The sequence below is a fragment of the Aequorivita lipolytica genome, from assembly GCF_007997135.1.
In the GTDB taxonomy this organism is placed as follows: Bacteria; Bacteroidota; Bacteroidia; order Flavobacteriales; family Flavobacteriaceae; genus Aequorivita; species Aequorivita lipolytica.
In genome coordinates, this window is sequence record NZ_VORU01000001.1 from 132313 (window position 1) to 157278 (window position 24966).

Below are 24966 nucleotides of genomic sequence, written 5' to 3' on the forward strand. Positions count from 1 at the left end.
ATGCTCATCGAAGGATTATATAAAGTTATTTCCACCGAAAAGACAGCCGAAGGCATTTTGGTAAAAGTCCATTTAAACAAAGATCACGCTATTTTTAAAGGGCATTTCCCCGGAAACCCTGTAATGCCAGGTGTTTGTATGATTCAAATTATAAAGGAACTGACTGAGGAAGCAACGGGAAAAAATTTGTTTTTGTCCGTTTCTTCAAACATAAAATTTATGGCGATTATCAACCCTGAAAAAAATCCCGATTTGCAGATTGTTATTGATATTACTGAAGAAAATGGCGAAGTGAAAGTAAAAAACACATCTTCTTTCGATGAAACCGTAGCGCTTAAGTTGAGCGCTACTTTTGAAATTGTTTAAGAAATAAACGGCTTCTAAACCTGACGGGTTTTTAAAACCTGTCAGGTTTGGGTTAAAAGATAAAATGTATGTTTAAGGAATTATTTATTTTCTGTGCGCTTTTATTTTCAATTATAGGAAGCGCGCAAGAGTTAAAAGAAATCCGCACGCTATATCCAAAAGCAGTGGAAAGTACTGAAATCACTAATAAACTTGATGGAGAGCTTGCAAAAGTAACTTCTTCAAACAAATCCGTTTTGCTGGCTTATAAAGGCGCGGTTTTAACGCTGAAAGCAAAATTTGCCAAATCAAAAAAAGACAAAAAAGAGTTTTTTAAAGAAGGAGTTTTTTTAATTGAAAGTGCAGTAAAAGCGGAGTCTTCAAATATTGAAATCCGTTACCTTCGTTTAAGTGTGCAAGAAAATTCGCCTCGGTTTTTGGGTTATCATAAAAATATTGAGGATGACAAACAGTTTGTTTTGAAAAATTACGCATCAATTTCTTCCGCGGAATTAAAGCAAATTGTGAAAGATTTTGTGATGACGTCTGAAAATTTTGATGAATCTGAAAAAAATTTGCAATAAATCATGAAATATTTTTACATTATTTTTTTATTATTCTTTACAAATGCATTTTCCCAAGATATAATTGTAATGAATGATGGAGATAAAATAGAAGCAAAAGTTAAAGAAATTACGGATTCCGAAATATCTTATCTACGATTCGATAATCTCGAAGGACCTGTTTTTATTGCAAAAATCAACAAACTAAAAGAGGTCGTTTTTGAAAATGGTACTTCTCTTAATTTTTCAGATAAAGAAAATATAGAAGCAATGTCAATAGAAGAAACGAAAACTTTTATTGTTCAAAGCATAAATGATTTTGCATTCGAAAGAGACGGTGATAATGCATATCAATCAAGTTTTGAAGATAAATATTTAAAATTATCGCGTAGAGATATTGAGACAAATGAAATATCAGAGAAGTATAGATTGTTTGATTTTACAGCCGAATGTGAATTCCACAATCTATCAAAAAGAGGAAATGAAATATGCTATATTAATGTATATGTTCCGCGAGTCTTATATGGAGAAAATAGAGATGGAATAAAATTAGTTATACTTGTAAAAGGCCATGACAATGGACGATTATTGTTGGATGCTTTAAAGAGATACAATCAATTTTTCCAAAAAGATAAATAATATATTTGCTCTGTACCCTCTTTGCCTCTGTGGTGCAAATTTAACCACAGAGGCACAGAGAACACAGAGAACCAAATTCCCAAATGAACCAAAAACTAATTTCAGAAAAATTCAAAACCCTGAAATGTTGCGTAATTATTCCTACCTATAATAATTACAAGACCTTGCAGCAGGTAATTGAAGGCGTTTTGGTTTACACCGAAAATGTGATTGTGGTGAACGATGGTTCCACAGATTCCACTGCTGAAATTCTAGTTCGGTTTCCACAAATTCAGCAAATTCATCTTTCAAAAAATAAAGGCAAGGGCAACGCCCTACGACAAGGTTTTCAGCACGCCGATAGTCTGGGCTATCACTATGCAATCACGATTGATAGCGATGGGCAGCATTTTCCTGAAGATATTCCCATTTTTATTGAAGTTTTGGAGAATGATGCAAACAGGGAAATTTTACTTATTGGTGCACGTAACATGACGCAATTGGGTGTTCCAAAAAAAAGTAGCTTTGGCAACAAGTTTTCCAACTTTTGGTTTTGGGTAGAAACTGGAACGCGCTTGCAGGACACACAATCTGGTTTTCGATTGTATCCGCTTTTTGCTATGAAAAGGTTAAAATTTTACACTAGCAAATTTGAATTTGAAATAGAAGCTATCGTAAAAGCTGCTTGGAGTGGCATTGAAGTGAAAAACATTCCAATCCAAGTTCATTACGAAATGGAAAATCGAGTTTCACATTTCCGCCCGTTTAAGGATTTCACGCGTATTAGCATTTTAAATACTTGGTTCGTTTTCGTCACTTTTCTATACATAAAACCTCGAAATCTTTTCAGAAAACTAAAAAAAAAAGGTCTCAAGCGGTTTATAATGGAAGACTTTTTGGGCAGTGATGATTCTGTCGAAAAGAAGGCTTTCTCCATTGCTTTGGGCGTATTTATTGGTCTTTCGCCAATTTGGGGTTTTCATACCATAGCAGTTATTTTTTTGGCATTGCTCTTAAATTTGAACAAAGTAATTGCTTTTGCTTTTTCAAACGTAAGCCTTCCGCCTTTTATACCCCTAATCCTATATTTCAGCTTAAAATTGGGAAGTTGGATTTTGGGCGAGAATTTTGTACTCTCCGTGAGCGAAATTGATCCAAGTATGGAGCTCGTGAAATATTTAAAATCCTATATTGTCGGTAGTTTAGCACTTTCGGTCACCGCAGCGGTTTTTTGCGGGTTATTTGGCTACGTTTTCTTGACGTTGTTTGAACGGAAAAAGATTCTCGATAATGGGTAACTGGTTTTTTAAAACGCATCAATTTCTTCTGAAGAATAAAATAGGCAGTGCATTGTTACTGCTTTTGGTGCTTTTGGGGCTTGTGTTTTTGGTTTCAAAAATTCGTTTTGAAGAAGATATTTCTAAATTGATACCTATAAACGAGGATTCTCAAGATCTTCAAAAGGTGCTCAAAACTGTCAATTTCACAGATAAAATTATTGTAAACATTCACCGAAGCGATTCCGCTGAAGCTGATAATCTTACCGAATACGCAACGGAATTTTTAGATAGTCTGGAAGTCAATTCTGGAGAATATATCAAAAACATTCGCGGAAAGGTAAACGAGGATGATTTACAGCGAACGATGAATTTTGTGTATGAAAACTTGCCGCTGTTTTTAGACAAACAAGATTATAAAATCATTTCGGGAAAACTTCAAAAAGATAGTATTTCTGCAATTACCGAAACAAATTACCGAACGCTTATTTCACCATCGGGCATTGTTTCAAAAGAGGTTATTCTGAAAGATCCGTTGGGACTCTCTTTCATCGCTTTGAAGAAACTGCGGCAACTCGGCGTTGCAGATGACTTTATTTTGAAAGACGGTTTTTTGGTGAGTAAGAACGAAAAAAACATTCTACTTTTCATAAGTCCGAAATTTGCAAGTAGTGAAACTGCTGAAAACAGTGATTTCGCTGAAAAGCTCTATTCCCTTCAAAATTCACTGAATCAAAAGTATTCCGGAAAAGTAAGCAGCGAGTATTTTGGTGCGGCACTCATTGCCGTTGCCAATGCGCAACAGATAAAGAGTGATATTCAGTTTACCGTGGGCATTGCAATGTCGCTACTCATTTTAGTTTTCATCTTTTTCTATCGAAAACTTTACGTACCTATAATTCTGTTTGTGCCTACTGTTTTTGGCGGGCTGCTTGCCGTTGCCTTGCTTTATTTAATTCGCGCAGAAATTTCGGCTATTTCTTTGGGTATCGGCTCGGTTTTATTGGGCGTGACGCTGGATTATTCACTTCATATTTTAACGCACATCCGTAACAATGAAACGCTGGAAAGTCTTTATAAAGACGTAACCGAGCCTATTTTGATGAGCAGTCTAACCACGGCTTTGGCATTTTTATGCCTGCTGTTTTTAGATTCACAAGCCTTACAGGATTTGGGAATTTTTGCTGCGGTGAGCGTTTTGGGAGCTTCGGTTTTTGCACTTTTCTTTATTCCGTTAGTTTACAAAAATCCGCTTTCGCGGAAACAGCAAATCAACGTTTTGGACAAAGTTGCGGACTATCCCTTTCATAAAAATAAATGGCTGCTGATTGGCTTAGCGGCAGTTTTAGTTGTTAGTATTTTTACCTATCAAAAAGTGGAATTCAATAAAGATATTTCAAAATTAAATTATGAACCTGCGGAAATAAAGGCCGCGATGCAGCATTTGGATGAATTGACTGATATTTCTTCCAAATCTGTTTATTTGGCAACCTACGGAAAATCTGTGGAAGGTACACTTCAGCTCAACGATTCCATCCACGAAACCTTGCAATTGCTTAAAGAAGAAGGAAAAATAAGCAGTTTTAGTTCTATTGGCGCTTTGGTGCATTCGCAAAAAGACCAACGTGAAAAAATTGCAGTGTGGAAACAATTTTGGAATGAAACCCGAAAGGACAGCACAAAAAATAGTTTAATTGAAAGCGGAGAAATCCGTGGTTTTAAGCCAACGACTTTCGAGAGGTTTTTTACTTTTTTAAATAAAGATTTTGAAACCCTAAAACCCGAAGATTATCAGCAAATCCCATCAGTGCTTTTAGAAGATTACATCACGACGGAAGCCGATTTCACTACAATTACAACGCTTATAAAGCTGGAAGATGACAATGCTTCACAAATAAAAGATGTCTTCAAGGAAATTCCGAACACGCTCGTAATAGACCGTCAAGAAATGAACGAAACTTTTTTGGGCAATCTTAAAAACGATTTCAATAGCCTAATTGGGTATTGTTTAATAGTGGTTTTATTAATACTTTTTCTCTTCTTCCGAAGCTTTTCACTCACACTGGTTACCGCCGTTCCTATATTTCTTACTTTCTTTTTGACGCTCGGAATTATGGGGCTTTTCCATATTCAGTTTAATATTTTCAATATAATTATTTCCACGTTCATCTTTGGTTTGGGCATTGATTACAGCATTTTTATGACCAAAGGTTTATTAAAGGAATTGCGCACGGGCCAAAAAGTAATGGTGACGCACAAAACCTCCATTATGCTTTCAGTTTTGACTACAATTTTGGGCGTTGGCGTTTTGGTTTTCGCTAAACATCCTGCGTTGTATTCAATCTCTATTGTTTCCATCATTGGAATTTTTTCAGCAATGATTACAGCTTTTACTGTACAGCCGCTTTTATTCAAACTTTTTATCGGCAGCAGTAAAAAACGCCCTATAACCCCTAGAATGTTTGTGCATTCGTTGTTTTCATTTGGTTACTTCGGATTGGGCGGAATTTGTCTTTCACTTTACAGCGTTACATTAATGCCTTTACTGCCAATCAGCAGAAAAATTAAAATGGGCTGGTTTCATAAAGTGATTTCAAAATTTATGAAATCGGTACTTTACACAAACCCGTTTGTAAAGAAAAAGGTCATTAATGAAACTAATGAGGATTTCTCAAAACCTGCCGTGATTATTGCGAATCACACGTCGTTTCTCGATATTCTTGCAGTTGGAATGTTGCACCCAAAAATTTGTTTTTTGGTGAACGATTGGGTTTATAATTCGCCAGTTTTTGGAAAAGCCGTGCAGCGCGCAGATTTTTATCCAGTTTCCAGCGGGATAGAGAATAGTTTGGAACCACTAAAGAAAAAAATAAAACAGGGCTATTCGCTCATGGCTTTTCCCGAAGGAACGCGGAGCGAAAGCAACAAGATAAAACGTTTTCATAAGGGTGCATTTTATTTAGCGAATGAATTCAACTTAGATATTCTGCCAGTATTAATTCACGGAAACAGCGACGTGAATCCCAAAGGAAGCCCCATTATTAAAGACGGAAGCATAACCGTTAAAATTTTACCGCGGATAAAAGCTGAAGATAATTCTCTTGGTAAAAATCATACACAACAGGCAAAGCAAATAGGAGCATATTTTAAAAGTGAATTTGTTAAACTGCGCGACGAGATGGAGGGTCCTAAATATTTCCACAGAATTGTTTTGGAGGAATACCGTTATAAAGGCGATGCGCTTTACAGAAACGTAAAAACGGATTTACGGGAAAATCCTGAAAGTTACTTTGAAATCATGCGTCGCGCTGATAAAAGAGGGAATATTGTCCACATTTCGGAAGATTCTGGACAGTTGGATTTCCTTTTGGCACTCGATGGTCCAGAAAGGCAAATTTTCAGTTTCATTGAAGATGTAGAAATGCGAACCATACTTCAAAATAGTTATATAACCCAAACATACGGAAGACTTCATTTTAAAGATTCTGTTTCTGAAACTTTACCTCCGAGCATCGAAACCTTGATTATTTCTTCCGAAAAAAAGGTTTTGGAGCTGCTTGAACAACTGCCAAATCTTTCCGTAAAAACAATTGTTTTATTAAAAGAATGTGTTTCTTCACAAACTGAAAATATTAGTACCTTAGGCTATCAAAACGTGTATGCAAATACTAATATTAGTATCTTTAAACAATCGGGAAACCCAGCCAAATGAGTGAAAAATATGATGTAGTTATCATCGGTAGCGGCCTTGGCGGGCTGGTGTCGGCGATTATTCTTGCCAGGGAAGGTTACAGCGTTTGTGTGCTTGAAAAAAACCAACAGTTTGGCGGTAACCTCCAAACTTTTGTGCGGGACAAGACTATTTTTGACACCGGCGTTCACTACATTGGCGGTCTTTCTGAAGGACAAAACCTTTACAGATATTTCAAGTATTTGGATATTCTAGATGATATCACTCTCAAAAAGATGGACGAGGATGGTTTTGACAGAATTACTTTTGACAACGATCCAAAAGAATACAGACACGCTCAAGGCTACGAAAATTTCAAAAAAACACTGCTTGAAGAATTTCCCGAAGAGGAAAAAGCTATTGATGCCTATTGCCAAAAAATGAAGGATACCTGTAGTTTTTTTCCACTTTATGGACTAAAACTTGGAAAGCCATATTACGAAAACACATCGCTTTTTGAATTAGGAGCAAAGGATTTTATAGATTCCATAACCGAAAACGAAAAGCTGAAAGCTGTTATGGGCGGTAGCAATTTGCTTTATGCGGGTGAAGGGGAGCGCACACCGTTTTATATGCACGCACTTTCGGTAAACTCATATATTGAAAGCTCGTACCGCTGTATTAATGGCGGAAGCCAAATAACAAAAGCCTTGCTGGCCCGACTTCGTGAAAAGGGCGGAAAGGCATACAAACGCCACGAAGTAACAAAATTTGAAACTGAAAATGGTGTAGTTACGGCCGTTCAAACCGCGAATGGAAAAACTATATATGGCGACATATTTATATCAAATGTAGACCCGAAGATGACGCTCGAAATGATTGGCCATGAAAATTTCAGAAAGTCATATGCAAGCCGCATCGATAATATAGAAAGTACAGTGGCAGCGTTTAGCCTTTATTTAGTATTAAAGCCAAATACCTTTAAATATCGAAATCACAATTATTATCATTTCAAAGATTACCGCACTATTTGGGATGTTCATAATTATTCCCAAGAAAGTTGGCCCGAGGCCTATATGTTTTCCATGGGCATAAAAAAAGATATGGAGGAATATGGCGACAATATTACGGTGATGACCTATATGCATTTTGATGAAGTGGAACCATGGGCGAATACCTTCAACACCGCAGCACAAAAAAACGATAGGGGCCAAACCTATGAAGAATTCAAAGCCTATAAATCTGAGATTATAATTAAAGAACTCGAGAAAAAATTTCCAGATCTTCGCAATTGCATAGAGTCGGTTTATGCCTCTACACCTTTGTCCTACCGAGATTACATAGGCTGTAATAAAGGTTCAATGTACGGTTATGTGAAGGATGCTAACAATCCTTTGAAGTCCTTTGTTTCACCACGTACCAAAATCAAAAACTTATATTTTACTGGGCAGAGTTTAAATATGCATGGTATTTTGGGCGTTACAATTAGTGGCGTGGTAACGTGTTCAGAAATTTTGGGCGGCGAATATTTACTGGATAAAATATTGAAAACCACGGAAGAGGAAAAAATCACTTAATATCTTTGAAACATGGGGCAAATCAAAACATCACCTATTGAAAAGGTTCGGAATATTTCAAAAAAGGATTTTGTTGAAAATTATTATAAGCCCCAAAAGCCCGTTTTAATTGAAGGGTTGACAGAAAATTGGGCAGCATTTCAAAAGTGGAATTTGGACTATATTCAGCAACAAGCCGGCGACCAAACCGTTCCACTTTACAACAATGAGCCCACGAAAGGCAAACAAAATTCCGCAGAGCCTGCCACCAAAATGAAAATGGCAGATTATATTGAATTGATTAAAACAAAACCAACCGACCTGCGCATTTTCTTTTACGATCTAAAAGTGAAATTGCCCGAACTTTTAAAGGATTTTGAATATCCAGACATCGGCTTGAAATTTTTCAAACGGCTTCCGGTACTTTTTTTCGGCGGCGAGGGGTCTAAAGTATTGCCGCACTACGATATGGATTTGGCAGATTTAGTGCATTTTCACTTTCACGGCACAAAAAGCGTGATGCTTTTTTCTCCAAAACAGACAAAATATTTATACAAAATACCGTTCGCTGTCCACAATTTGGAAACTATAGATTTGGACAATCCAGATTTTAAAAAATATCCCGCGCTGCAATATCTGGAAGGCTTACAAGTAACGATGAAACACGGCGATGCGCTTTATATGCCAAGCGGCTATTGGCATTTTATTAAATATCTGGATGGTGGTTTTTCAATGACGCTTCGTGCTTTTCCGCGCCAGCTTGACCGCTTGGGAAATATGCTTTACAACGTATTTTTTATGCGAAATTTTGAAAATGTAATGCGGAAATCTTTTGGTCAGAGATGGATAGATTATAAGGAAAACAAAACTTTTAGAAAGACCAATGAACGTGCTGCAAAACTGAATAAACAAAATAGTTAAAATGAAATATTTGGAAAGGTTTTTTGCATTTACGCTGCTTATAATTTTTCTGAATTCATGCGGCGTTTCAAAATTCCTTTATAATCGACCCGATGTTAGTAGTTATGATGCTACAATTCCTCAAAAAATAAAAATAAACGATTCCACTTTTGTTGCTGGAAATAATTTTCTTTCAAAAAATAAACAGGGCCAATGGGAACTCTATGTGGAAGGAAATCCGTTACAGATTGGTAAAATAACAGGGAGCCTCACACAGGATTTGATGCAAAAACAGGAAGCCATTTTTTTCAATAAAGTGGAAGATTTGGTGCCTTCAAAAGCGCAACAGTATTTGCTCCGAAAGTTTTTGGCGTATTATAATCGAAAAATGCACCTCCATATTCCAGAAGAATACAAAGCTGAAATCTACGGACTTTCGCAATATTCTTCTTCAAGCTTCGGCGAAATTGGCGAACCATATTTACGCTTGCTATATCTGCACGGCGCGCACGATATTGGACACGCATTGAAGGATTTGATGCTCGTGGGCTGTTCTTCTTTTGCGGTTTGGGGCGATAAAACTCTGGATGGAGAATTATTAATTGGAAGAAATTTCGACTTTTATGCGGGAGATGATTTTGCCAAAGAAAAAATAATAGCATTCGTAAATCCTTCTGAAGGCCACAAATTTATGTCGGTTACTTGGGGAGGAATGATGGGTGTGGTTTCCGGAATGAACGATCAAGGCTTGACGGTAACTATTAATGCGGGAAAATCTGAAATTCCGCTGGTTGCAAAAACACCAATTTCTATTGTAACCCGCGAAATCTTGCAATATGCTTCAACCATTGAAGAAGCCGTTGCCATTGCAAAAAAGCGCGAAGTTTTTGTTTCCGAAGCCATTTTTGTGGGCAGCGCGAAAGATAAAAAAGCTGCAATTATAGAAGTTGCACCGGATAATTTCGGTGTTTATGAAGTTGAAAATATGGATGAACTGATTTGCAGCAATCATTTTCAAAGTGAAGCGTATAAAAACGACGAACGAAATTTAAAGTGGATTGCCGAAAGCCATTCGATGTATCGTTTTGAAAGAATGGAAGAACTTATTTCGGAAGACACAAAGATGAATGCTCTTGATGCCGTTGCGATACTTCGGAATAAGGGGGGATTAAATAATAAAGAAATTGGGTTTGGAAATGAAAAAGCCTTGAACCAGCTTTTGGCGCATCACGGCATTATCTTTAGACCTGAAAGCAAAGAGGTTTGGGTTTCTTCAAATCCGTATCAGCTTGGTGAATTTATTTCGTATAATTTAGATGACATTTTCAGAAATAGAGAAGGAAACCCTGCAAAAACTTCCCTTTCAAATCCAAAACGAAACATTCCCGAAGATCCTTTTGTGCATTCCAAAGAATACAAAGATTACGAAGAATACCGAATTTTGGAGCGGGAAGTGGAAACGGCAATTGAAAGCGGAGAAACTATTTCCACAGAAAAACTTTCCGCTTTGCAACAAAAAAATTCTGAGTATTGGAAACCCTATTATTTAACAGGAAAGTATTACTTTGAAAAAAAGTATGATGCAGCGGCCAAAAAAGCTTTTGAAACAGCTCTGAGTAAGGAAATAACCACCGTTCCGGATAAAGAACAGATTGAAAACTACATTCATAAATTAAGAAAATAACTCTGTGCCTCTGTGGTTTATAATCCACCACGAAGGCACAGAAAATACAGAGAAAACAAATAGAAATGACCCCAGAAATAGAAAAAGCATCCAAAGAAGAAATAAAAACTTTTCAGGAAGAAAAACTGAAGGAAATGCTTCGATATTTGGAGAATAATTCACCATTTTACCAGCGCTTTTTCAAAGAGAACAGCATTCATATTTCTGAAATAAAGACGTTGGAAGACCTTAAGAAAATTCCTGTAACCACAAAAGACCATCTTCAGCAATTCAACAATGATTTTATCTGTGTTCCCAAATCTGAAATCATAGATTATGTAACAACTTCGGGCACTTTGGGTGATCCTGTAACTTTTGCTTTGACCGATAATGATTTAGAACGTTTGGCTTACAACGAAGCAATTTCGTTTGCTTGTTGCGGGGTTGGCAAAGAAGATACTTTGCAGTTAATGACTACAATGGACCGCCGTTTTATGGCCGGGTTGGCGTATTTTTTGGGTGCGCGAAAACTGGGCTCGGGTATCATTCGCGTGGGTTCGGGTATTCCGGAGCTTCAGTGGGATACCATTTTGAAGTTTAAACCAACGTATTTAATCACCGTTCCGTCCTTTCTTTTGAAATTGATTGAATACGCGCAACAGCACGAAATCGATTTAAAAAACACGGGCGTTAAAGCTGTTATCTGCATCGGCGAGCCTATCCGCGAGCAGGATTTTTCATTGAACATTTTGGCGAAAAAGATAAAAAAGGATTGGGATATTGAACTTTTTTCAACTTACGCTTCCACCGAAATGAGTACGGCTTTCAACGAATGTGAAATACACAATGGCGGCCACCATCACCCGGAACTTATAATTGCTGAAATTCTGGATGAAAATAATTTACCGGTTTCCGAAGGAGAAGTAGGTGAGTTGACAATAACAACTTTGGGCGTTGAAGCTATGCCGTTGTTAAGATTTAAAACTGGCGATATGGTTCAGGCTTACAATGAACCGTGCAAATGTGGCAGAAACACTTTGCGTTTGGGCCCCGTTGTGGGTCGTAAAAAGCAGATGATAAAATACAAAGGGACGACGCTCTATCCGCCTGCTATGTATAATATTCTCAATGATTTTTCTGGAATTGAAAACTATGTAATTGAGATTTTCCACAATGAATTGGGCACCGATGAAATATTGATAAAGATTGCTGCCGACTCTATTTCAGAAGAATTATTGTTGGAAATAAAAGATCATTTCCGAGCAAAATTACGCGTAGCACCGAAGATTGAATATGCTACTTTAGAAGAAATTCAGGCGCTTCGTAACCCGCCATTAAGTCGCAAACCGATTGAGTTGATTGATAGAAGAAAATAATATTATTCTTCAATGGGAACGCTTTCCTGCATGAGTTTCCAACTGTATTTTTTCTCGCTCTTTCTGTCCATATTAAAAACCGAATAATAACGAAGCAGTTGCGTACTGTCTTTTTGGTTATTGATAATTGGCACTAAAGTATCCATCATATTGCTCTTATGGATTGCAAAGCGGTTTACTGGTTGTGTCCAGATAGAGTCATTCCAAACGAAAAGATAATATTCATTAAAATTTGTATCCTTAAGTTTTGCGTTTACCAACAGAACATCTTTTTTAAAATTCTTAAGCTTTATAACTTGCAGTTCGGCGCCAATACTCTCGGGAATGATTATTTCAGGCAATTTTTTTTGTTCAAATTGAACACGAGTAGTTTCATTAACCGTGTCAATATGCTTCACATAGGCATAAATAGAATCTTGGGTTCCAAAAAAATCTGCTTTCAGCGCACCCTTCGGAAGTACAGGGTGTTTATCTATAATAACGAGAGGCTTCTCTACAACAAAATCTGTTGCTGGTTCTTTTCTATCGTTAAGTTTTTTACAGCCTAGAAACAAGGAGAGTATTGATATAAGAAAATACTTCATTTAAATTTTAAAAGTAATGACCGGCATATTGGCGTGGTTTACCATGTCTTCACTGATGCTTCCATTAAAAAAATGTGAAATCCCTTTACGTCCGTGTGTGCCCATACCAATAAGTTGCGCGTTGATGTGTTTCGCAAAGTTCAAGATTCCTTTTTCCACGGCAGTATCATTGTAAATGTTAAGGGTGTAGTTTTCAACCGCCATTCCGCGAACAAAATTTTCCATAATTTCTTGGGCTTGAGCAGAGGTTTTAAATCCTGCAGGTGTGTTTACAAAAAGTAAGTGCATCCTGGCTCCAACCTTTTCAGCAAAACTTTGGGCTTTTCTCAATGCAATACGCCCTTCTTCAGAAAAATCTGTAGCGAAGACAAAATCCTTAATATCAAATTCCTGATGATTATTTTTAATTACAAGAACTGGTATTTTAGAAGTGCGAACCACTTTTTCAGTATTACTGCCCACAAACATTTCCTTAAAACCGCTGGCGCCATTGGAACCCATCACTATAAGATCTATATTATTTTTCTTGCAGGCCTCTTCAATATCTTCGTAAATCTCGTTGTGGCCAATAGCTTCATTAAGTGTAATGCCATTTAAATAGGGTTTTTGCCTAAGATCAATGAACCTTTTTTCAGCGAGTTTTATAAAAAATAAAGATTCTGGAAGGCTGCCCGAATCACTTGAGGTAGCCAAATGCAGTGGCATTTCCATTGAGTGGAGTACGAAGATTTCACTGTTGTGTTTATTCGCAATTTTTAGAGCAACTTTCAGCGCGTTTTCAGCTTGTTCGGAAAAATCTGTTGGGACGAGGATACGTTTCATAAATAATGGTTGTTTAGTTTTTTTTGAAGCATTAAATTACAAAAATAAATCGTTTGCCCTTGGTTTTTATAATATTAAAAAATATAGTATATTTGCACCGAATTTGATACGAAAATATCTGAGGGGACTAAAGTCCCCTCTTTTTATAGCTAAAAATGATGCGTGAAAAAGTAGCAGAACTGCTGAAAAATGCGCTGGAAGAGAACGAGTCACTGTTTTTGATCGACCTAAATATTTCTGAAGACAATCAAATAAGGGTCATTCTGGACGGCGATGAAGGCGTTACAGTGGAAGATTGTATTGGCGTAAGCCGTCAAATAGAGCATAATCTTGATAGAGAAGAATACGATTTTTCTTTAGAGGTTATGTCTGCCGGCGTTTCAGAACCATTGACTTTACCAAGGCAGTACAAAAAGAATTTGGGCAGAAACCTAAAGATAAAAACCAAGAACGGCGAAAAAATTGAAGGCGAATTAACCGCTGTAAACGACGAGGACTTTACCTTAAAATGGTCTGCGCGCGAGCCCAAACCAGTTGGTAAAGGAAAGATTACCGTTCAAAAAGAGGCAACCTTGCCTTATAAAGATATTATGGAAGCAAAAGTGATGATAACATTTTAATTGGATTGATATGGAAAATTTAGCACTAATCGATTCTTTTTCAGAATTTAAGGACGACAAGCAAATAGACCGAGTAACGCTTATGGCGATACTGGAGGAAGTTTTCAGAAATGCACTGAAAAAAAAGTATGGAAGTGATGATAACTTTGATATAATTGTAAACCCAGATAAAGGCGATCTTGAAATTTGGAGAAACCGTATTGTGGTTGCAGATGGAGAAGTGGAAGACCCGAATGAGGAAATATCCCTATCGGCCGCCCAAAAAATAGAGCCGGATTTTGAAATTGGCGAGGACGTTTCTGAAGAAGTAAAACTTATTGACCTTGGCCGTCGTTCTATTTTGGCGCTGCGTCAAAATCTTATTTCGAAAATTCACGAGCACGACAATACCATTATCTATAAGCAGTTTAAAGATTTGGAAGGTGAAATTTACACTGCCGAAGTACATCACATTCGTCATCGTGCCGTTATTCTTTTAGATGATGAAGGTAACGAGATAATTCTTCCGAAGGAAAAACAAATTCCTTCAGATTTTTTCAGAAAAGGAGATAACGTTCGCGGTATTATTGAAAGTGTAGATCTTAAAGGAAACAAGCCTACAATTATCATGAGCCGTGCCGCACCAGTTTTTCTTGAAAAATTATTTGAACAGGAAATCCCAGAAGTTTTTGACGGTTTGATTACTGTTAAAAAAGTAGTTCGTATTCCAGGCGAAAAAGCCAAAGTTGCTGTAGATTCTTACGATGATCGTATTGACCCAGTAGGCGCTTGTGTTGGGATGAAAGGATCTCGAATTCACGGAATTGTTCGCGAACTAGGCAACGAGAACATAGACGTAATTAATTATACCAGTAACCTTACCTTGTATATAACGCGGGCGCTTAGCCCTGCAAAGGTTACTTCGGTTAAAATTGATGAAGTTAAAAAACGCGCTGAGGTAATTCTTCGCCCAGAAGAAGTAAGTAAAGCAATCGGTCGTGGCGGACACAATATACGCTTGGCTGGACAGTTGACAGGTTATGAAATAGACGTGCTTCGTGAAGGCGCGGAAGAAGATGTGGAGTTGACTGAATTCTCTGACGAAATAGAAGGCTGGATTATTCAAGAATTCAGCAAAATAGGTTTAGACACCGCAAAAAGTGTATTGGAACATGACATCAACGATTTGGTAAAACGTACCGATCTTGAAGAAGAAACAATACGTGATGTAATAAATATATTAAAAGAAGAATTTGAAGAGTAGTTGAAACTTAACTACTTTTATACAAATTTTTTAAAAAGACAAAACAGGAAAAAGCATTTATGGCTGAAGTAAAATCGATAAGGCTAAACAAGGTATTGCGCGAATTCAATATTTCGTTGGATCGTGCTGTGGAATTCTTAAAGGACCAGGGTTACGAAGTTGAAGCACGTCCTACCACAAAAATTTCCAACGAGGAATACGAAGTTCTTTTTGAAGAGTTTGAAACCGACAAGAGTAAAAAAGTAGCTTCCAAGGAAGTAGGTGAAGAAAAACGCAAGGAGAAAGAAGAATTGCGCTTGGAACGCGAGCGTGAGCTTGAAGAAAAGCAGAAGAAGGAGGAAGCTTCCCGCGTTATAAAAGCTGAAGCAAAACTGGATGGCCCAAAACAAGTAGGCAAAATCGACCTTGATGGCGGAAAGGCCAAAAAAGCAGAGCCGAAAACTGAAGAAAAACTAGTTGAAGCCAAGAAAGAAGAAAAGCCTGAAGTTATAATTGAAAAGCCTAAGGTTGAGAAACCTGAGAAAGAGAAACCTGAGGAAGAGAAGAAAGAAACCGAAGAAGCTAAAACAGTTGCTCCAGCTGCGAAAGAGGAAAAGGTTGAGAAACCTGCTGAAAAAGTGAAAGAAGCCCCTGTCGTAAAGGAAGAACCAATAGAAGAGCCAAAAGCAGAAGCTTCCAAAGAATCAGATACGGTAACAACCCAATATCGCAAACTGAACGGCCCTAATTTTACGGGTCAAAAAATTGATCTTACCCAGTTTAAAAAACCAGAAAAGAAGAAGGATCCCAAGGCTGACGATAAAAAAGACAAAAAAGGGAAAAGACGTCGCATAAGTAAGGAAGCTCCGAAAAATGGGCCTCCAGGGGGCGCGAACACTAGAGATAATCGTGGTGGTGGTTTAGCCAGAAAAGGGCGTAGCAACACGCCTAAAGAAGAGCCTAGCGAAGAAGATGTACAAAAACAAGTACGCGAAACCTTGGAAAAACTTCAAGGTAAATCCTCAAAAGGAAAAGGTGCAAAATACCGTCGTGATAAACGTGATACACACCGCCAAAAATCTGAAAGCGATTTAGCACAGCAAGAAGCAGACAGTAAACTCATTAAAGTTACTGAGTTTGTTACCGCGAGTGAAATGGCAACGATGATGGATGTTCCCGTTACAAAAATTATTTCAGCTTGTATGAGTTTGGGAATGATGGTAACAATGAACCAGCGTCTAGATGCAGAAACCTTGAGTATAGTTGCTGATGAATTTGGTTACGAAGTAGAATTCGTCAATGCAGATATTGAAGAATCTATCGATCGAAATGTAGATGCTCCGGAAGATCTTAAGCCCCGTGCGCCAATTGTTACCGTAATGGGTCACGTTGACCACGGTAAAACATCGCTTTTGGACTACATACGGAAAGAAAACGTAATTGCTGGTGAATCCGGTGGAATCACACAGCACATCGGTGCTTATGGGGTTGAGCTGGAGGGCGGACAAAAAATAGCGTTCCTAGATACACCAGGTCACGAAGCGTTTACAGCGATGCGCGCACGTGGAGCACAGGTTACTGACCTTGCAATTATCGTGGTTGCGGCAGATGATGATATCATGCCACAAACCAAGGAAGCCATAAGCCATGCGCAAGCGGCGGGTGTTCCAATAGTTTTTGCTATAAACAAGATAGATAAGCCCAGTGCAAATCCGGAAAAAATAAAAGAAGGACTTGCCCAAATGAACCTATTGGTTGAAGATTGGGGCGGAAAAATACAATCGCACGATATTTCGGCTAAAACTGGAGATGGTGTAAAGGAGCTACTTGAAAAGGTATTGCTGGAAGCCGAATTGCTAGAGCTACAAGCAAACCCTAATCGCCGAGCCAATGGCACCGTTGTGGAAGCATTCCTAGATAAAGGCCGTGGCTATGTTTCAACAGTATTGGTGCAGGGCGGAACCCTAAAAGTGGGTGATTACGTTCTTGCCGGTCAGCACAGCGGAAAGGTAAAAGCAATGCAGGATGAGCGCGGCAATAACGTGAAAGAAGCGGGTCCATCAACCCCGGTTTCAGTATTAGGTTTAGATGGAGCGCCACAAGCGGGTGATAAATTTAACGTGTTTGACGATGAACGCGAAGCAAAAACCATAGCTACAAAACGTACACAACTTCAGCGTGAGCAGTCTGTGAGAACGCAGCGCCACATTACGCTTGATGAAATTGGAAGACGTATTGCACTTGGTGACTTTAAGGAATTGAACATCATCCTTAAAGGTGACGTTGATGGTTCTGTGGAGGCACTGACAGATTCATTATTGAAACTTTCAACCGAAGAGATTCAAGTGAACATAATTCACAAAGCAGTTGGTCCTATCACCGAAAGTGATGTGCTTCTCGCTTCAGCTTCAGATGCTATTATTATTGGCTTCAACGTTCGCCCTATGGGTAACGCACGCCAGATTGCAGATAAGGAAGAAATTGATATCCGCACCTATTCTATCATCTACGACGCTATAAACGACGTAAAAGATGCGATGGAAGGAATGCTTTCACCAGTAATGAAGGAGGAAATTACCGGAACTGCTGAAATTCGTGAAACATTCAAAATCTCTAAAGTGGGAACCATTGCGGGATGTATGGTCTTAAGCGGAAAAATATTCCGAAACTCTGGCATCCGTCTTATTCGAGAAGGTGTAGTAATTTATACAGGAGAACTTGCTTCATTGAAACGTTTTAAAGACGATGTGAAGGAAGTAGCAAAAGGATATGATTGTGGTATTCAGGTTAAAAACTATAATGATATTTATCAGAACGATATTATTGAATCGTTCCAAGAAGTTGCGGTGAAGAAAAAGTTGAAATAATTCAATCTTTTTTCAAAAGATAAACGACCTAAAGAATTAATTTTTTAGGTCGTTTTTTATTTCATGCTTTTTCCGCATTTAGTTAAATGTAGAAAAAACTACTCATTCTTTTATAAACTTCTTTATTTCTACATTTCCACTTTCATCTTCAATATTTAAAAAATAAATACCGTTGACAAGGCTTGAAACATCAATGGAAACCTGCTTCTCAAATGTTGTATTTTGGGTGCTTAATAGTTTGCCTTCTATGTTGAAAATTTTGATGTTTAAGTTTCCTATATTTTCATCTGAACTTAAAAATAAGTTATTTTTTACCGGGTTGGGATATAGCAGAAATTCATTTTTTTGAAAGTTGGATGCGGATAGTGAGTAGCTTTTAAAAACTGCATGACCAAAAACGCCATTTTCAAGTGTAAGAACTTTACCTTGACCATCTTGGGTAATAGTATACCAGAACTTATCAGATATAAAACTAAAATATTCATTTTCGAAAAAATTATGCTGCTGTATGCCACAGTCAATTGTAGTTGCAGTAAAATTTATGGAACTTAACTCCTCTGGGGGTAAAAATTCATAAGTGCCGCTAAAAATATTGCAGGCACCTTCACCATTATAATTTAAATTTGGTGGTATGGTTAAAGATGGAGAAATGGGTGGATTTATAAGGGAAACATCATAAAAAGTGCCGAAATCTGAACTTTGTACTTCATATAAATACCAAATATTATCAAATAGTTGCGGATCCTGTGCAAAAGAAATTGCGCTTATGTTAAATGCCAAAATATATAATAATGTTCTCATGATTATAAAAATTAAGAGGTTGTTGTTTTGCAAGGTTTTATTGCGAGCCTGCCTGCCTTTTTGGTAGGGCACAAAGCAATTACCTTTTAGGTATTCTTATCAGCTTTAACCGCAAACTATTTTATAAAGCTTACCTTCTTATTCCTTAATAAATTTCTTAGTTTCCACTCTCCCATCATCTTCTTCAATATTTAAAAAATAAATGCCGTTAGAAAGATTTGAAACATTTATGGAAACCTGCTTCTCAAATATTGTATTTTGAGTGCTTAAAAGTTTTCCTTCTATGTTTAGGATTTTTATTTTTAGATTAGCTGTAGGGTTTGTAGTGTTTATATACAATCTGTTTTTTGCGGGGTTGGGGTGGACTGAAAATTGAGAGGCGGAAAAATTTGGAGTGGCTAATGGTTGGTTGCCATAAAATGCTTTGTTTCCCAAATCGCTTGTTAAAACTAAAGACAAGTCACTGCCTTGACCTTCTATTATGTATGCGAAGGTTTTATTAGTTGATTGCCATTCAAAAAAGCCATTGTAATACAGATTTTCAAAATCATTATTTTCGGGTAAAACACAAGGATCATCGGGTAATATTATAAATTCAAATACGTTTATATCTGTATTTGAAATTGTTAATTGATAGCCAGATAGTCCCAAACAAACAATAGTATCAAAAACGTCTTGATATATGTTTAATTGAATAAAATCTATTTCACTGTTTTGCGGTGCTTGGTAGTTTACACCATCAATATTTATCTTTTGTAGATACCAAGTGTTATCAAAAAGTTGTGGGTCTTGAGCAAAGGATAAAGCGCTGAGGCTAAATGCTAAAAAATATAGTAGAGTTTTCATAATTTAATGATTTATGGGGTTATTGTTTTGCAAGGTTTTTGGAATCCACAATTTCGCCATCACAGACAAGAGCTACGGAATAAAGGCCCGAAGTATATGTTGAGAGGTTTAGGTTAATTGCGGTGGCATTAACGTCCAGAATATAATTGTTTGATATTCCCGTAGCGGTACTAACCACCATTAGATATGCAGAAGTAGCCTCGTCTGTAATGTAGTTAACGGTAGCCTGGCTGGTTGCAGGGTTTGGTATCATGCTTTCAAGTGTTTATATGGATTCACAGTTACTTCTACCTCATCATAGTCCTTATAGCCATCAGTGTCCGTAATAATTTCCAGCCTATATAGCTGGGTAACGTTGGGTGATACCGTTAAGTCGGGCCCCGTGTAAATAAGATTACCATTGGGATCGTACCAATTATAGACGGCCGCCTCATTTATTTGGGCTGCGCTTATTGTTACGCTCTCGCTTCTGTCTATAGATTCATCGTCACCCGCATCGGCACCAAAAACGGGTCGTGGTTTTTTTGAAACCTTATAGGTTTCGCCCCCAATTACGGCATTAGTGGCAGCGTCATGCTGTATCACGTGGAACGTAAAATTATTTTTGGCGGTTAGCTGATTGGTCAAGAAGTTAAAACTTACGTATAAGGTGCCGATCTCATTGGGATATAACTGAATATTGTTTAAGGTTGCATTATTTGTCGCTACGATTTTCTTGTTCGGAACGTTTGTGGAATCTACATAGGTGGCACTGTTGCCACCCCGTACCCAAGCATCGTAAAGGATGTTGTCCATTTCAATACTTACTTCGGCCTCTTCATATATCGGTTTGCCCAGTTCGGCATCGCCTTTTTTGAACTGAAGATCAAAAGTGTGGTTTGAGGCATAGGGATTGCCAACAGCCACAACGCCACCAATCTCTGATGTAATGTTGGGAACCATCTCTATAACGGTCATATTTTTCCAAACAATATTATTGTTGTTCTTTACATTTTCCGTTATGATCATCCCTTCGGGAAAGGTCATTGGGTCATTTGGCGAGTCTATACGTGCAAGCAAGCAAAAATGCCAAGGGTTTGGATTGATGCCCACATAATCCTGTGGATTTGGGACCAACCATTGGAATTCAAGTATCTTGCTTTCGCCCGGACCCAAAACGGGGATATCAAGTGTGCCTATTTCATCACCTGCCAATACGGGATTTGGATTTGATGGGTCTGGCATGTAGAGGGTGCCGTTCCAGTGGTCTGGCCAGTAGAGTGCAGTGCTTGCCTTGGCCCAATATAGTTTTAGGTCGTCCGTGCCGGAAGAGGTTTCGCAGCTATTGTTTGTTACGCGAACATATACAAAACTGGGGCTTACAGCATTATATATTGGATTTTGGTGGGTGTCTATATAACTGCCATCATTTTGGTTGCGTACCCAGATATCGTCACTTAGCCATTGTATTTCGGTATTTGTATCTGGCTCTACAAAATTATCCAAATCGGAATTTTGCATTGCAAGGTCCAAGCCGGGGATGGGGTTTAACATACATTGTGCCGTCTTTACCGCCCTAAAGGCGTTTATTCTTCCTGTGCCCAGCTGGCCAATATAAGACTGATTTTGGGGGATGGAATAAATATCATCGGCGGTGTTTTTTATAATATCCTTTACTTCATAAGCCGTCAAGTTAGGGTTTATCGCAAAAATCAAAGCTGCCAAACCCGACACGATTGGGGCTGATGCTGATGTGCCAATTCCTACTCTATATCCTAAAGGATGGCTTGCATAATCATCTTCTGCCATCATAACTAATTGTCCTGGGGCACAAACATCCACTTTATCATTGTGGGTATGGGATCCATATTCAGGATAGGGCGGATAAAAAGAATGGCAATCTTTCCAAGACCTATGCCAATATGGAGAATATGTGGAACCAATATCATACCTGCTGCCTACACTCGTAACCGAAAGTACACTATCATATGATGCAGGGTACATATATCCATTCCCATCTGTCCCACAATGTGTTCCAGTTATCCCATTTCCTGCACTTGCTACAACCAAAATATTTCTTGAAGCGATTTCAGAATAGACCTCATTATCATATGGATTAGAACTACAACTACTTTTCCAACTGCAATTTATTACTTTACACCTTGAATTTGAGATACTTGCCACACCCTGCTCGAATTCCCATATTGATCAGCTGTTACTAACTTGGTGTTGAACCCAATGCTGGGGATTCCAATTCCATTATTTGTTTTTGCTGCCACCAAACTAGCTACACTTGTTCCGTGTGATACACCACCACTACTGTCATCTAAATCCAGTACAATTTGTCCTATCAAATCTTCATGATTTAAATCGAATTTGGAATCCACTACCCCTACCAGTATATTAGGATCTCCTTGGGTTATTGTCCAAGCAAGGGGTGCATTTATTAATTCCATTGCTGTATTGGGCAAATTTTCTAATAATATTTCGGTATAATCATTTGGATAAAATCCTGCCAATTCTGGTTTTTCCAACAAAAGAATATTTTCAACTTCACTTCTAAGCATAAAATCCGTAAAAATTTCATTCTCTTCAAGTATTAATAAATAGACTTTCTGTAAAATAGAAGATACAGCACCGGGAAAAGCTTTATCAAAATGATATACTTCTTTGGTATTTACAAAATTTGAAAAATTATTAATATTTGTAGTAATTGTAATAGTGCCATCAATGTTGTTAGTTTTTTGAATCGTGCCTAAATCATATCCAGTTTTTATTTCAAGATAGTATTCCGCTGTATTTTGCGCTGTTAGCAAAACAGAAGAAAAAGCAACTATAATCCAGATGATAACTTCGTGGGCGAGTGAATGCTTGGGAGTGTGGGCGTGTGTTTTCATAATTTCATCGATTAAAGTTAATTAATTTATTAAAATTATGCTAAAATATTTAAATAAAAAACAAGTTTTTCCCTGTTTTTGGAGGGGGTTTTCCCTGTTTTACAAAAGGGTTTTACCCTTTTTTAATGAAAATATCTATTAACAAAGAATAGGTTTTATAAATGATAAAAAATGTTTTCCTACTCTGGAAGAAAGTTACAATAAAAAAGTAAAATTTTAAGGGAAAAATTTTATCGCAAAAAACAATTGCCGCAGAATTTCAAACCAAGGTCTTAAAAGAAAAAAAAATATGTTCCGGAAAAGAAAGCTAAAGTATTAAAGGCATCATTTCCGTCTTTCCGGTTTTAAAATAAACGCAGCAGAAAAACTCTTTTGAATTTCTATTAGCGCACGCTCTGCTTCAATTCTCGCGGAAAAGTTTCCTGCCCAAACTTTATAGTTTGGTGTTTCATATTCAATAGATGCAGGCCAGTTGCCATAACTGCCGCGGTACTTGCGAAGAGTTTGATTAGCTTTGTCCAATTCGCCGTAATAGAGTTGTATTGTATAACCGTCAGAAAGTTTGTTTTCCTTTTCCAAATCTTTCTTGAGGTCTAGGAGTTGGGTAATTTTAGAATCAACATTAACGGTCAATGTAGCGCTTTGGGCAAGACTTTTACCGGATAGCAAAGTGATTAAAATACTGGTAATAAAAAGTTTAGAATACGTTTGTAGGCTCATAAGCAAATTTCTTTTAGTACAAAGGTAAAACTTAATAACTCTGTGTACACTCTAAATATTATTTAGAACAAATATAAATTAATAGTTAACACTTTGTTTGCATTTTCAAAATCGACTTTATAATGTACTTTTGTGCCTTTATTTGTGGTACGGAATGAGCATTGAGATTTCAGAAATTCGTAATTAATTCTGTTCCAAATCTATCGATAATAAATTAATCATTAGCAATGAAATGAGCACTTCAAAAAGTTTCGAAAATAGCCGAAATGATTTTTATGCGAATTCCACTGATCAATAAAAAACAATATATTCAACAGATGAAAAAGGTGAATTTTACACATCTACGCTCAAAATTGCCACTTCTTTTGTTAGTGTTTTTACTAACTTTTTCAACTTCTATACACTCTCAAGATGCACCAGTAGCAGATACTGCGGTTGCTTCTGATAGTGCTGGGGGTGATGTTGCAGCAGGTGAGTCTTTGTTTAAGGCCAATTGTGCGGCTTGCCATAAGATGGACAAAAAGGCTGTTGGGCCTGCTCTTAGAGGTGTCGGGGAAAAATATGATCGTGACTGGTTATACAAATGGATCAACAATAGTCAAGCACTTATCGCTTCTGGTGATGCGCTAGCGGTAAAATTGTTTGAAGAGAATAATAAAGCCGTGATGACAGCTTTTCCAGCGCTTTCTGAAACTGATATTGACAATATTCTTGCTTATACTGATCAGCCTAAAGCTGAGCCTGTTGCCGCTGCGGGTGTAGAGACTACAACCACGGCTGCGTCAAATGACGGGGGGTCAGTTTCAAACACGCTCGTTATTGGCGCCTTATTGCTTATTTTCTTGTTGTTGGTTATTATGCTTTTCTTAGTTACCAATACACTTAAAAAAATTGCGGAGGCAAATGGCGTTGTTTATGAAGAAAAAGAAAAGCGCACTCCTATTTGGAAAGCCTTTATTCAAAACCAATTCTTGGTTTTGGTGTTTTCAATATTTCTTTTGCTCTCTGGCGCTTACTTCGGTTATGGTTATTTTATGCAAGTAGGCGTTGACCAAGGATATGCTCCAGTGCAACCTATTCATTATTCACATAGAATTCACGCTGGTGAGAACCAGATAGACTGTAATTTCTGCCACAGTTCAGCAAGAAAAAGCAAGCATTCAGGTATTCCTTCTTTGAATGTTTGTATGAATTGCCACAAAAATATTGCGGAAGTTGCTCCTGAAACGGCTACCGAAGAGTATTCAAAAGAATTTTACGACGGCGAGATAGCAAAATTATACAAAGCCGTGGGTTGGGACGCAGAGAATCAAGAATATACTGGAAAGACTGAGCCCGTTAAATGGATTCGTATTCACAACTTACCAGATTTTGCTTATTTTAACCACTCACAGCACGTTACTGTTGCTGGAATTGCTTGCCAGACCTGTCATGGAGAAATACAGGAAATGGAAATTGTGGAGCAGTTTGCGCCACTTACAATGGGCTGGTGTATTAATTGCCACAGAGAGACCAACGTTAACTTGGCGACAAATGATTATTACGCAAAGATACATGAGGAGCTCTCCAAGAAATATGGAATTGAAAAGCTGACAATCGCCGAAATGGGTGGATTGGAATGTGGCAAATGTCACTATTAA

The 24966-nt window shown here is 37.7% G+C and carries 19 protein-coding genes and 1 pseudogene; 13 read left to right on the forward strand and 7 right to left on the reverse strand.

Annotated elements, in window-relative coordinates; translation table 11 throughout:
* The 9 genes from ESV24_RS00555 to flxY all read left to right on the forward strand — a co-directional run bounded on the left by ESV24_RS00555 (position 1) and on the right by flxY (position 11968).
* Positions 1-366, forward strand: coding sequence for an ApeI family dehydratase (locus ESV24_RS00555; protein WP_111814088.1), 366 nt, complete (start codon positions 1-3; stop codon positions 364-366).
* Between the two features lie 68 nt (positions 367-434).
* Complete coding sequence (locus ESV24_RS00560; protein ID WP_111813397.1) at positions 435-929, forward strand: hypothetical protein; 495 nt, start codon at positions 435-437, stop codon at positions 927-929.
* 3 nt (positions 930-932) lie between these two features.
* The gene (locus tag ESV24_RS00565; protein WP_111813399.1) at positions 933-1547 is read left to right on the forward strand and encodes a hypothetical protein; all 615 of its coding nucleotides are present in this window, start codon (positions 933-935) and stop codon (positions 1545-1547) included.
* Between the two features lie 83 nt (positions 1548-1630).
* Positions 1631-2824: a DUF2062 domain-containing protein gene (locus ESV24_RS00570; protein WP_111813401.1), complete on the forward strand. Its 1194-nt coding sequence runs from the start codon at positions 1631-1633 to the stop codon at positions 2822-2824.
* The gene (locus ESV24_RS00575) at positions 2817-6515 is read left to right on the forward strand and encodes an MMPL family transporter (RefSeq protein WP_111813403.1); all 3699 of its coding nucleotides are present in this window, start codon (positions 2817-2819) and stop codon (positions 6513-6515) included. The genes ESV24_RS00570 and ESV24_RS00575 overlap by 8 nt, the downstream gene beginning before the upstream one ends.
* Positions 6512-8050, forward strand: coding sequence for a phytoene desaturase family protein (locus ESV24_RS00580; protein WP_111813405.1), 1539 nt, complete (start codon positions 6512-6514; stop codon positions 8048-8050). Before ESV24_RS00575 ends, ESV24_RS00580 begins: the two co-directional genes overlap by 4 nt.
* 12 nt (positions 8051-8062) lie before the next feature.
* Positions 8063-8950 (forward strand): cupin-like domain-containing protein, encoded by an 888-nt coding sequence (locus ESV24_RS00585; protein WP_111813407.1) that lies wholly within the window; start codon positions 8063-8065, stop codon positions 8948-8950.
* A gap of 1 nt (position 8951) precedes the next feature.
* Entirely contained in the window at positions 8952-10613 is a 1662-nt protein-coding gene (locus ESV24_RS00590; protein ID WP_111813409.1) for a C45 family autoproteolytic acyltransferase/hydrolase, read from the forward strand.
* Between the two features lie 65 nt (positions 10614-10678).
* A complete protein-coding gene (gene flxY / locus ESV24_RS00595; protein WP_111813411.1) occupies positions 10679-11968 on the forward strand; it encodes a flexirubin biosynthesis putative acyl-CoA ligase FlxY in 1290 nt (429 codons plus the stop codon).
* Positions 11969-11970: 2 nt separating this feature from the next.
* Here the strand turns inward: flxY and ESV24_RS00600 are convergent, their stop codons facing one another.
* Together ESV24_RS00600 and ESV24_RS00605 are read right to left on the reverse strand one after the other, a co-directional pair.
* The gene (locus ESV24_RS00600) at positions 11971-12552 is read right to left on the reverse strand and encodes a hypothetical protein (protein ID WP_111813413.1); all 582 of its coding nucleotides are present in this window, start codon (positions 12550-12552) and stop codon (positions 11971-11973) included.
* Positions 12553-13374 (reverse strand): universal stress protein, encoded by an 822-nt coding sequence (locus ESV24_RS00605; RefSeq protein ID WP_111813415.1) that lies wholly within the window; start codon positions 13372-13374, stop codon positions 12553-12555.
* A 155-nt stretch (positions 13375-13529) separates the two neighbouring features.
* Here ESV24_RS00605 and rimP point away from each other — a divergent pair, with 155 nt between their 5' ends.
* From rimP to infB, 3 genes are read left to right on the forward strand one after another with little or no spacing between them, the layout of a single operon-like run.
* Positions 13530-13994 (forward strand): ribosome assembly cofactor RimP, encoded by a 465-nt coding sequence (rimP, locus tag ESV24_RS00610; RefSeq protein ID WP_111813417.1) that lies wholly within the window; start codon positions 13530-13532, stop codon positions 13992-13994.
* A gap of 10 nt (positions 13995-14004) precedes the next feature.
* Positions 14005-15237 (forward strand): transcription termination factor NusA, encoded by a 1233-nt coding sequence (gene nusA, locus ESV24_RS00615; RefSeq protein ID WP_111813419.1) that lies wholly within the window; start codon positions 14005-14007, stop codon positions 15235-15237.
* A 59-nt stretch (positions 15238-15296) separates the two neighbouring features.
* Entirely contained in the window at positions 15297-18083 is a 2787-nt protein-coding gene (gene infB / locus ESV24_RS00620; protein WP_111813421.1) for a translation initiation factor IF-2, read from the forward strand.
* A 102-nt stretch (positions 18084-18185) separates the two neighbouring features.
* Here infB and ESV24_RS00625 read toward each other — a convergent pair whose 3' ends face one another.
* From ESV24_RS00625 to ESV24_RS00650, 5 genes and pseudogenes are all read right to left on the reverse strand, one after another.
* Entirely contained in the window at positions 18186-18884 is a 699-nt protein-coding gene (locus ESV24_RS00625; protein ID WP_111813423.1) for a T9SS type A sorting domain-containing protein, read from the reverse strand.
* A 138-nt stretch (positions 18885-19022) separates the two neighbouring features.
* Positions 19023-19730 (reverse strand): T9SS type A sorting domain-containing protein, encoded by a 708-nt coding sequence (locus ESV24_RS00630; RefSeq protein WP_111813425.1) that lies wholly within the window; start codon positions 19728-19730, stop codon positions 19023-19025.
* A gap of 19 nt (positions 19731-19749) precedes the next feature.
* Complete coding sequence (locus ESV24_RS00635) at positions 19750-19983, reverse strand: T9SS type A sorting domain-containing protein (RefSeq protein ID WP_111813427.1); 234 nt, start codon at positions 19981-19983, stop codon at positions 19750-19752.
* Positions 19980-22606, reverse strand: a pseudogene (locus ESV24_RS00640) (S8 family serine peptidase). Before ESV24_RS00640 ends, ESV24_RS00635 begins: the two are co-directional and overlap by 4 nt.
* A 324-nt stretch (positions 22607-22930) precedes the next feature.
* Positions 22931-23326, reverse strand: coding sequence for an SPOR domain-containing protein (locus ESV24_RS00650; protein ID WP_111813433.1), 396 nt, complete (start codon positions 23324-23326; stop codon positions 22931-22933).
* A gap of 317 nt (positions 23327-23643) precedes the next feature.
* On the opposite strand from ESV24_RS00650, the gene ESV24_RS00655 reads away from it, so the two are divergent.
* Entirely contained in the window at positions 23644-24966 is a 1323-nt protein-coding gene (locus ESV24_RS00655) for a c-type cytochrome (protein ID WP_111814090.1), read from the forward strand.

Excerpts from the sequence above, each read along its gene's own strand:
- ESV24_RS00605 (WP_111813415.1), bottom strand. The coding sequence starts at position 13,374 with ATGAAACGTATCCTCGTCCCAACAGATTTTTCCGAACAAGCTGAAAAC.
- ESV24_RS00655 (WP_111814090.1), top strand. The coding sequence starts at position 23,644 with ATGAAAAAGGTGAATTTTACACATCTACGCTCAAAATTGCCACTTCTT.
- ESV24_RS00565 (WP_111813399.1), top strand. The coding sequence starts at position 933 with ATGAAATATTTTTACATTATTTTTTTATTATTCTTTACAAATGCATTT.
- ESV24_RS00590 (WP_111813409.1), top strand. The coding sequence starts at position 8,952 with ATGAAATATTTGGAAAGGTTTTTTGCATTTACGCTGCTTATAATTTTT.
- ESV24_RS00580 (WP_111813405.1), top strand. The coding sequence starts at position 6,512 with ATGAGTGAAAAATATGATGTAGTTATCATCGGTAGCGGCCTTGGCGGG.
- nusA (WP_111813419.1), top strand. The coding sequence starts at position 14,005 with ATGGAAAATTTAGCACTAATCGATTCTTTTTCAGAATTTAAGGACGAC.
- ESV24_RS00555 (WP_111814088.1), top strand. The coding sequence starts at position 1 with ATGCTCATCGAAGGATTATATAAAGTTATTTCCACCGAAAAGACAGCC.
- ESV24_RS00560 (WP_111813397.1), top strand. The coding sequence starts at position 435 with ATGTTTAAGGAATTATTTATTTTCTGTGCGCTTTTATTTTCAATTATA.
- flxY (WP_111813411.1), top strand. The coding sequence starts at position 10,679 with ATGACCCCAGAAATAGAAAAAGCATCCAAAGAAGAAATAAAAACTTTT.
- rimP (WP_111813417.1), top strand. The coding sequence starts at position 13,530 with ATGATGCGTGAAAAAGTAGCAGAACTGCTGAAAAATGCGCTGGAAGAG.
- ESV24_RS00625 (WP_111813423.1), bottom strand. The coding sequence starts at position 18,884 with ATGAGAACATTATTATATATTTTGGCATTTAACATAAGCGCAATTTCT.
- ESV24_RS00575 (WP_111813403.1), top strand. The coding sequence starts at position 2,817 with ATGGGTAACTGGTTTTTTAAAACGCATCAATTTCTTCTGAAGAATAAA.
- ESV24_RS00570 (WP_111813401.1), top strand. The coding sequence starts at position 1,631 with ATGAACCAAAAACTAATTTCAGAAAAATTCAAAACCCTGAAATGTTGC.
- ESV24_RS00650 (WP_111813433.1), bottom strand. The coding sequence starts at position 23,326 with ATGAGCCTACAAACGTATTCTAAACTTTTTATTACCAGTATTTTAATC.
- ESV24_RS00635 (WP_111813427.1), bottom strand. The coding sequence starts at position 19,983 with ATGATACCAAACCCTGCAACCAGCCAGGCTACCGTTAACTACATTACA.
- ESV24_RS00585 (WP_111813407.1), top strand. The coding sequence starts at position 8,063 with ATGGGGCAAATCAAAACATCACCTATTGAAAAGGTTCGGAATATTTCA.
- infB (WP_111813421.1), top strand. The coding sequence starts at position 15,297 with ATGGCTGAAGTAAAATCGATAAGGCTAAACAAGGTATTGCGCGAATTC.
- ESV24_RS00630 (WP_111813425.1), bottom strand. The coding sequence starts at position 19,730 with ATGAAAACTCTACTATATTTTTTAGCATTTAGCCTCAGCGCTTTATCC.
- ESV24_RS00600 (WP_111813413.1), bottom strand. The coding sequence starts at position 12,552 with ATGAAGTATTTTCTTATATCAATACTCTCCTTGTTTCTAGGCTGTAAA.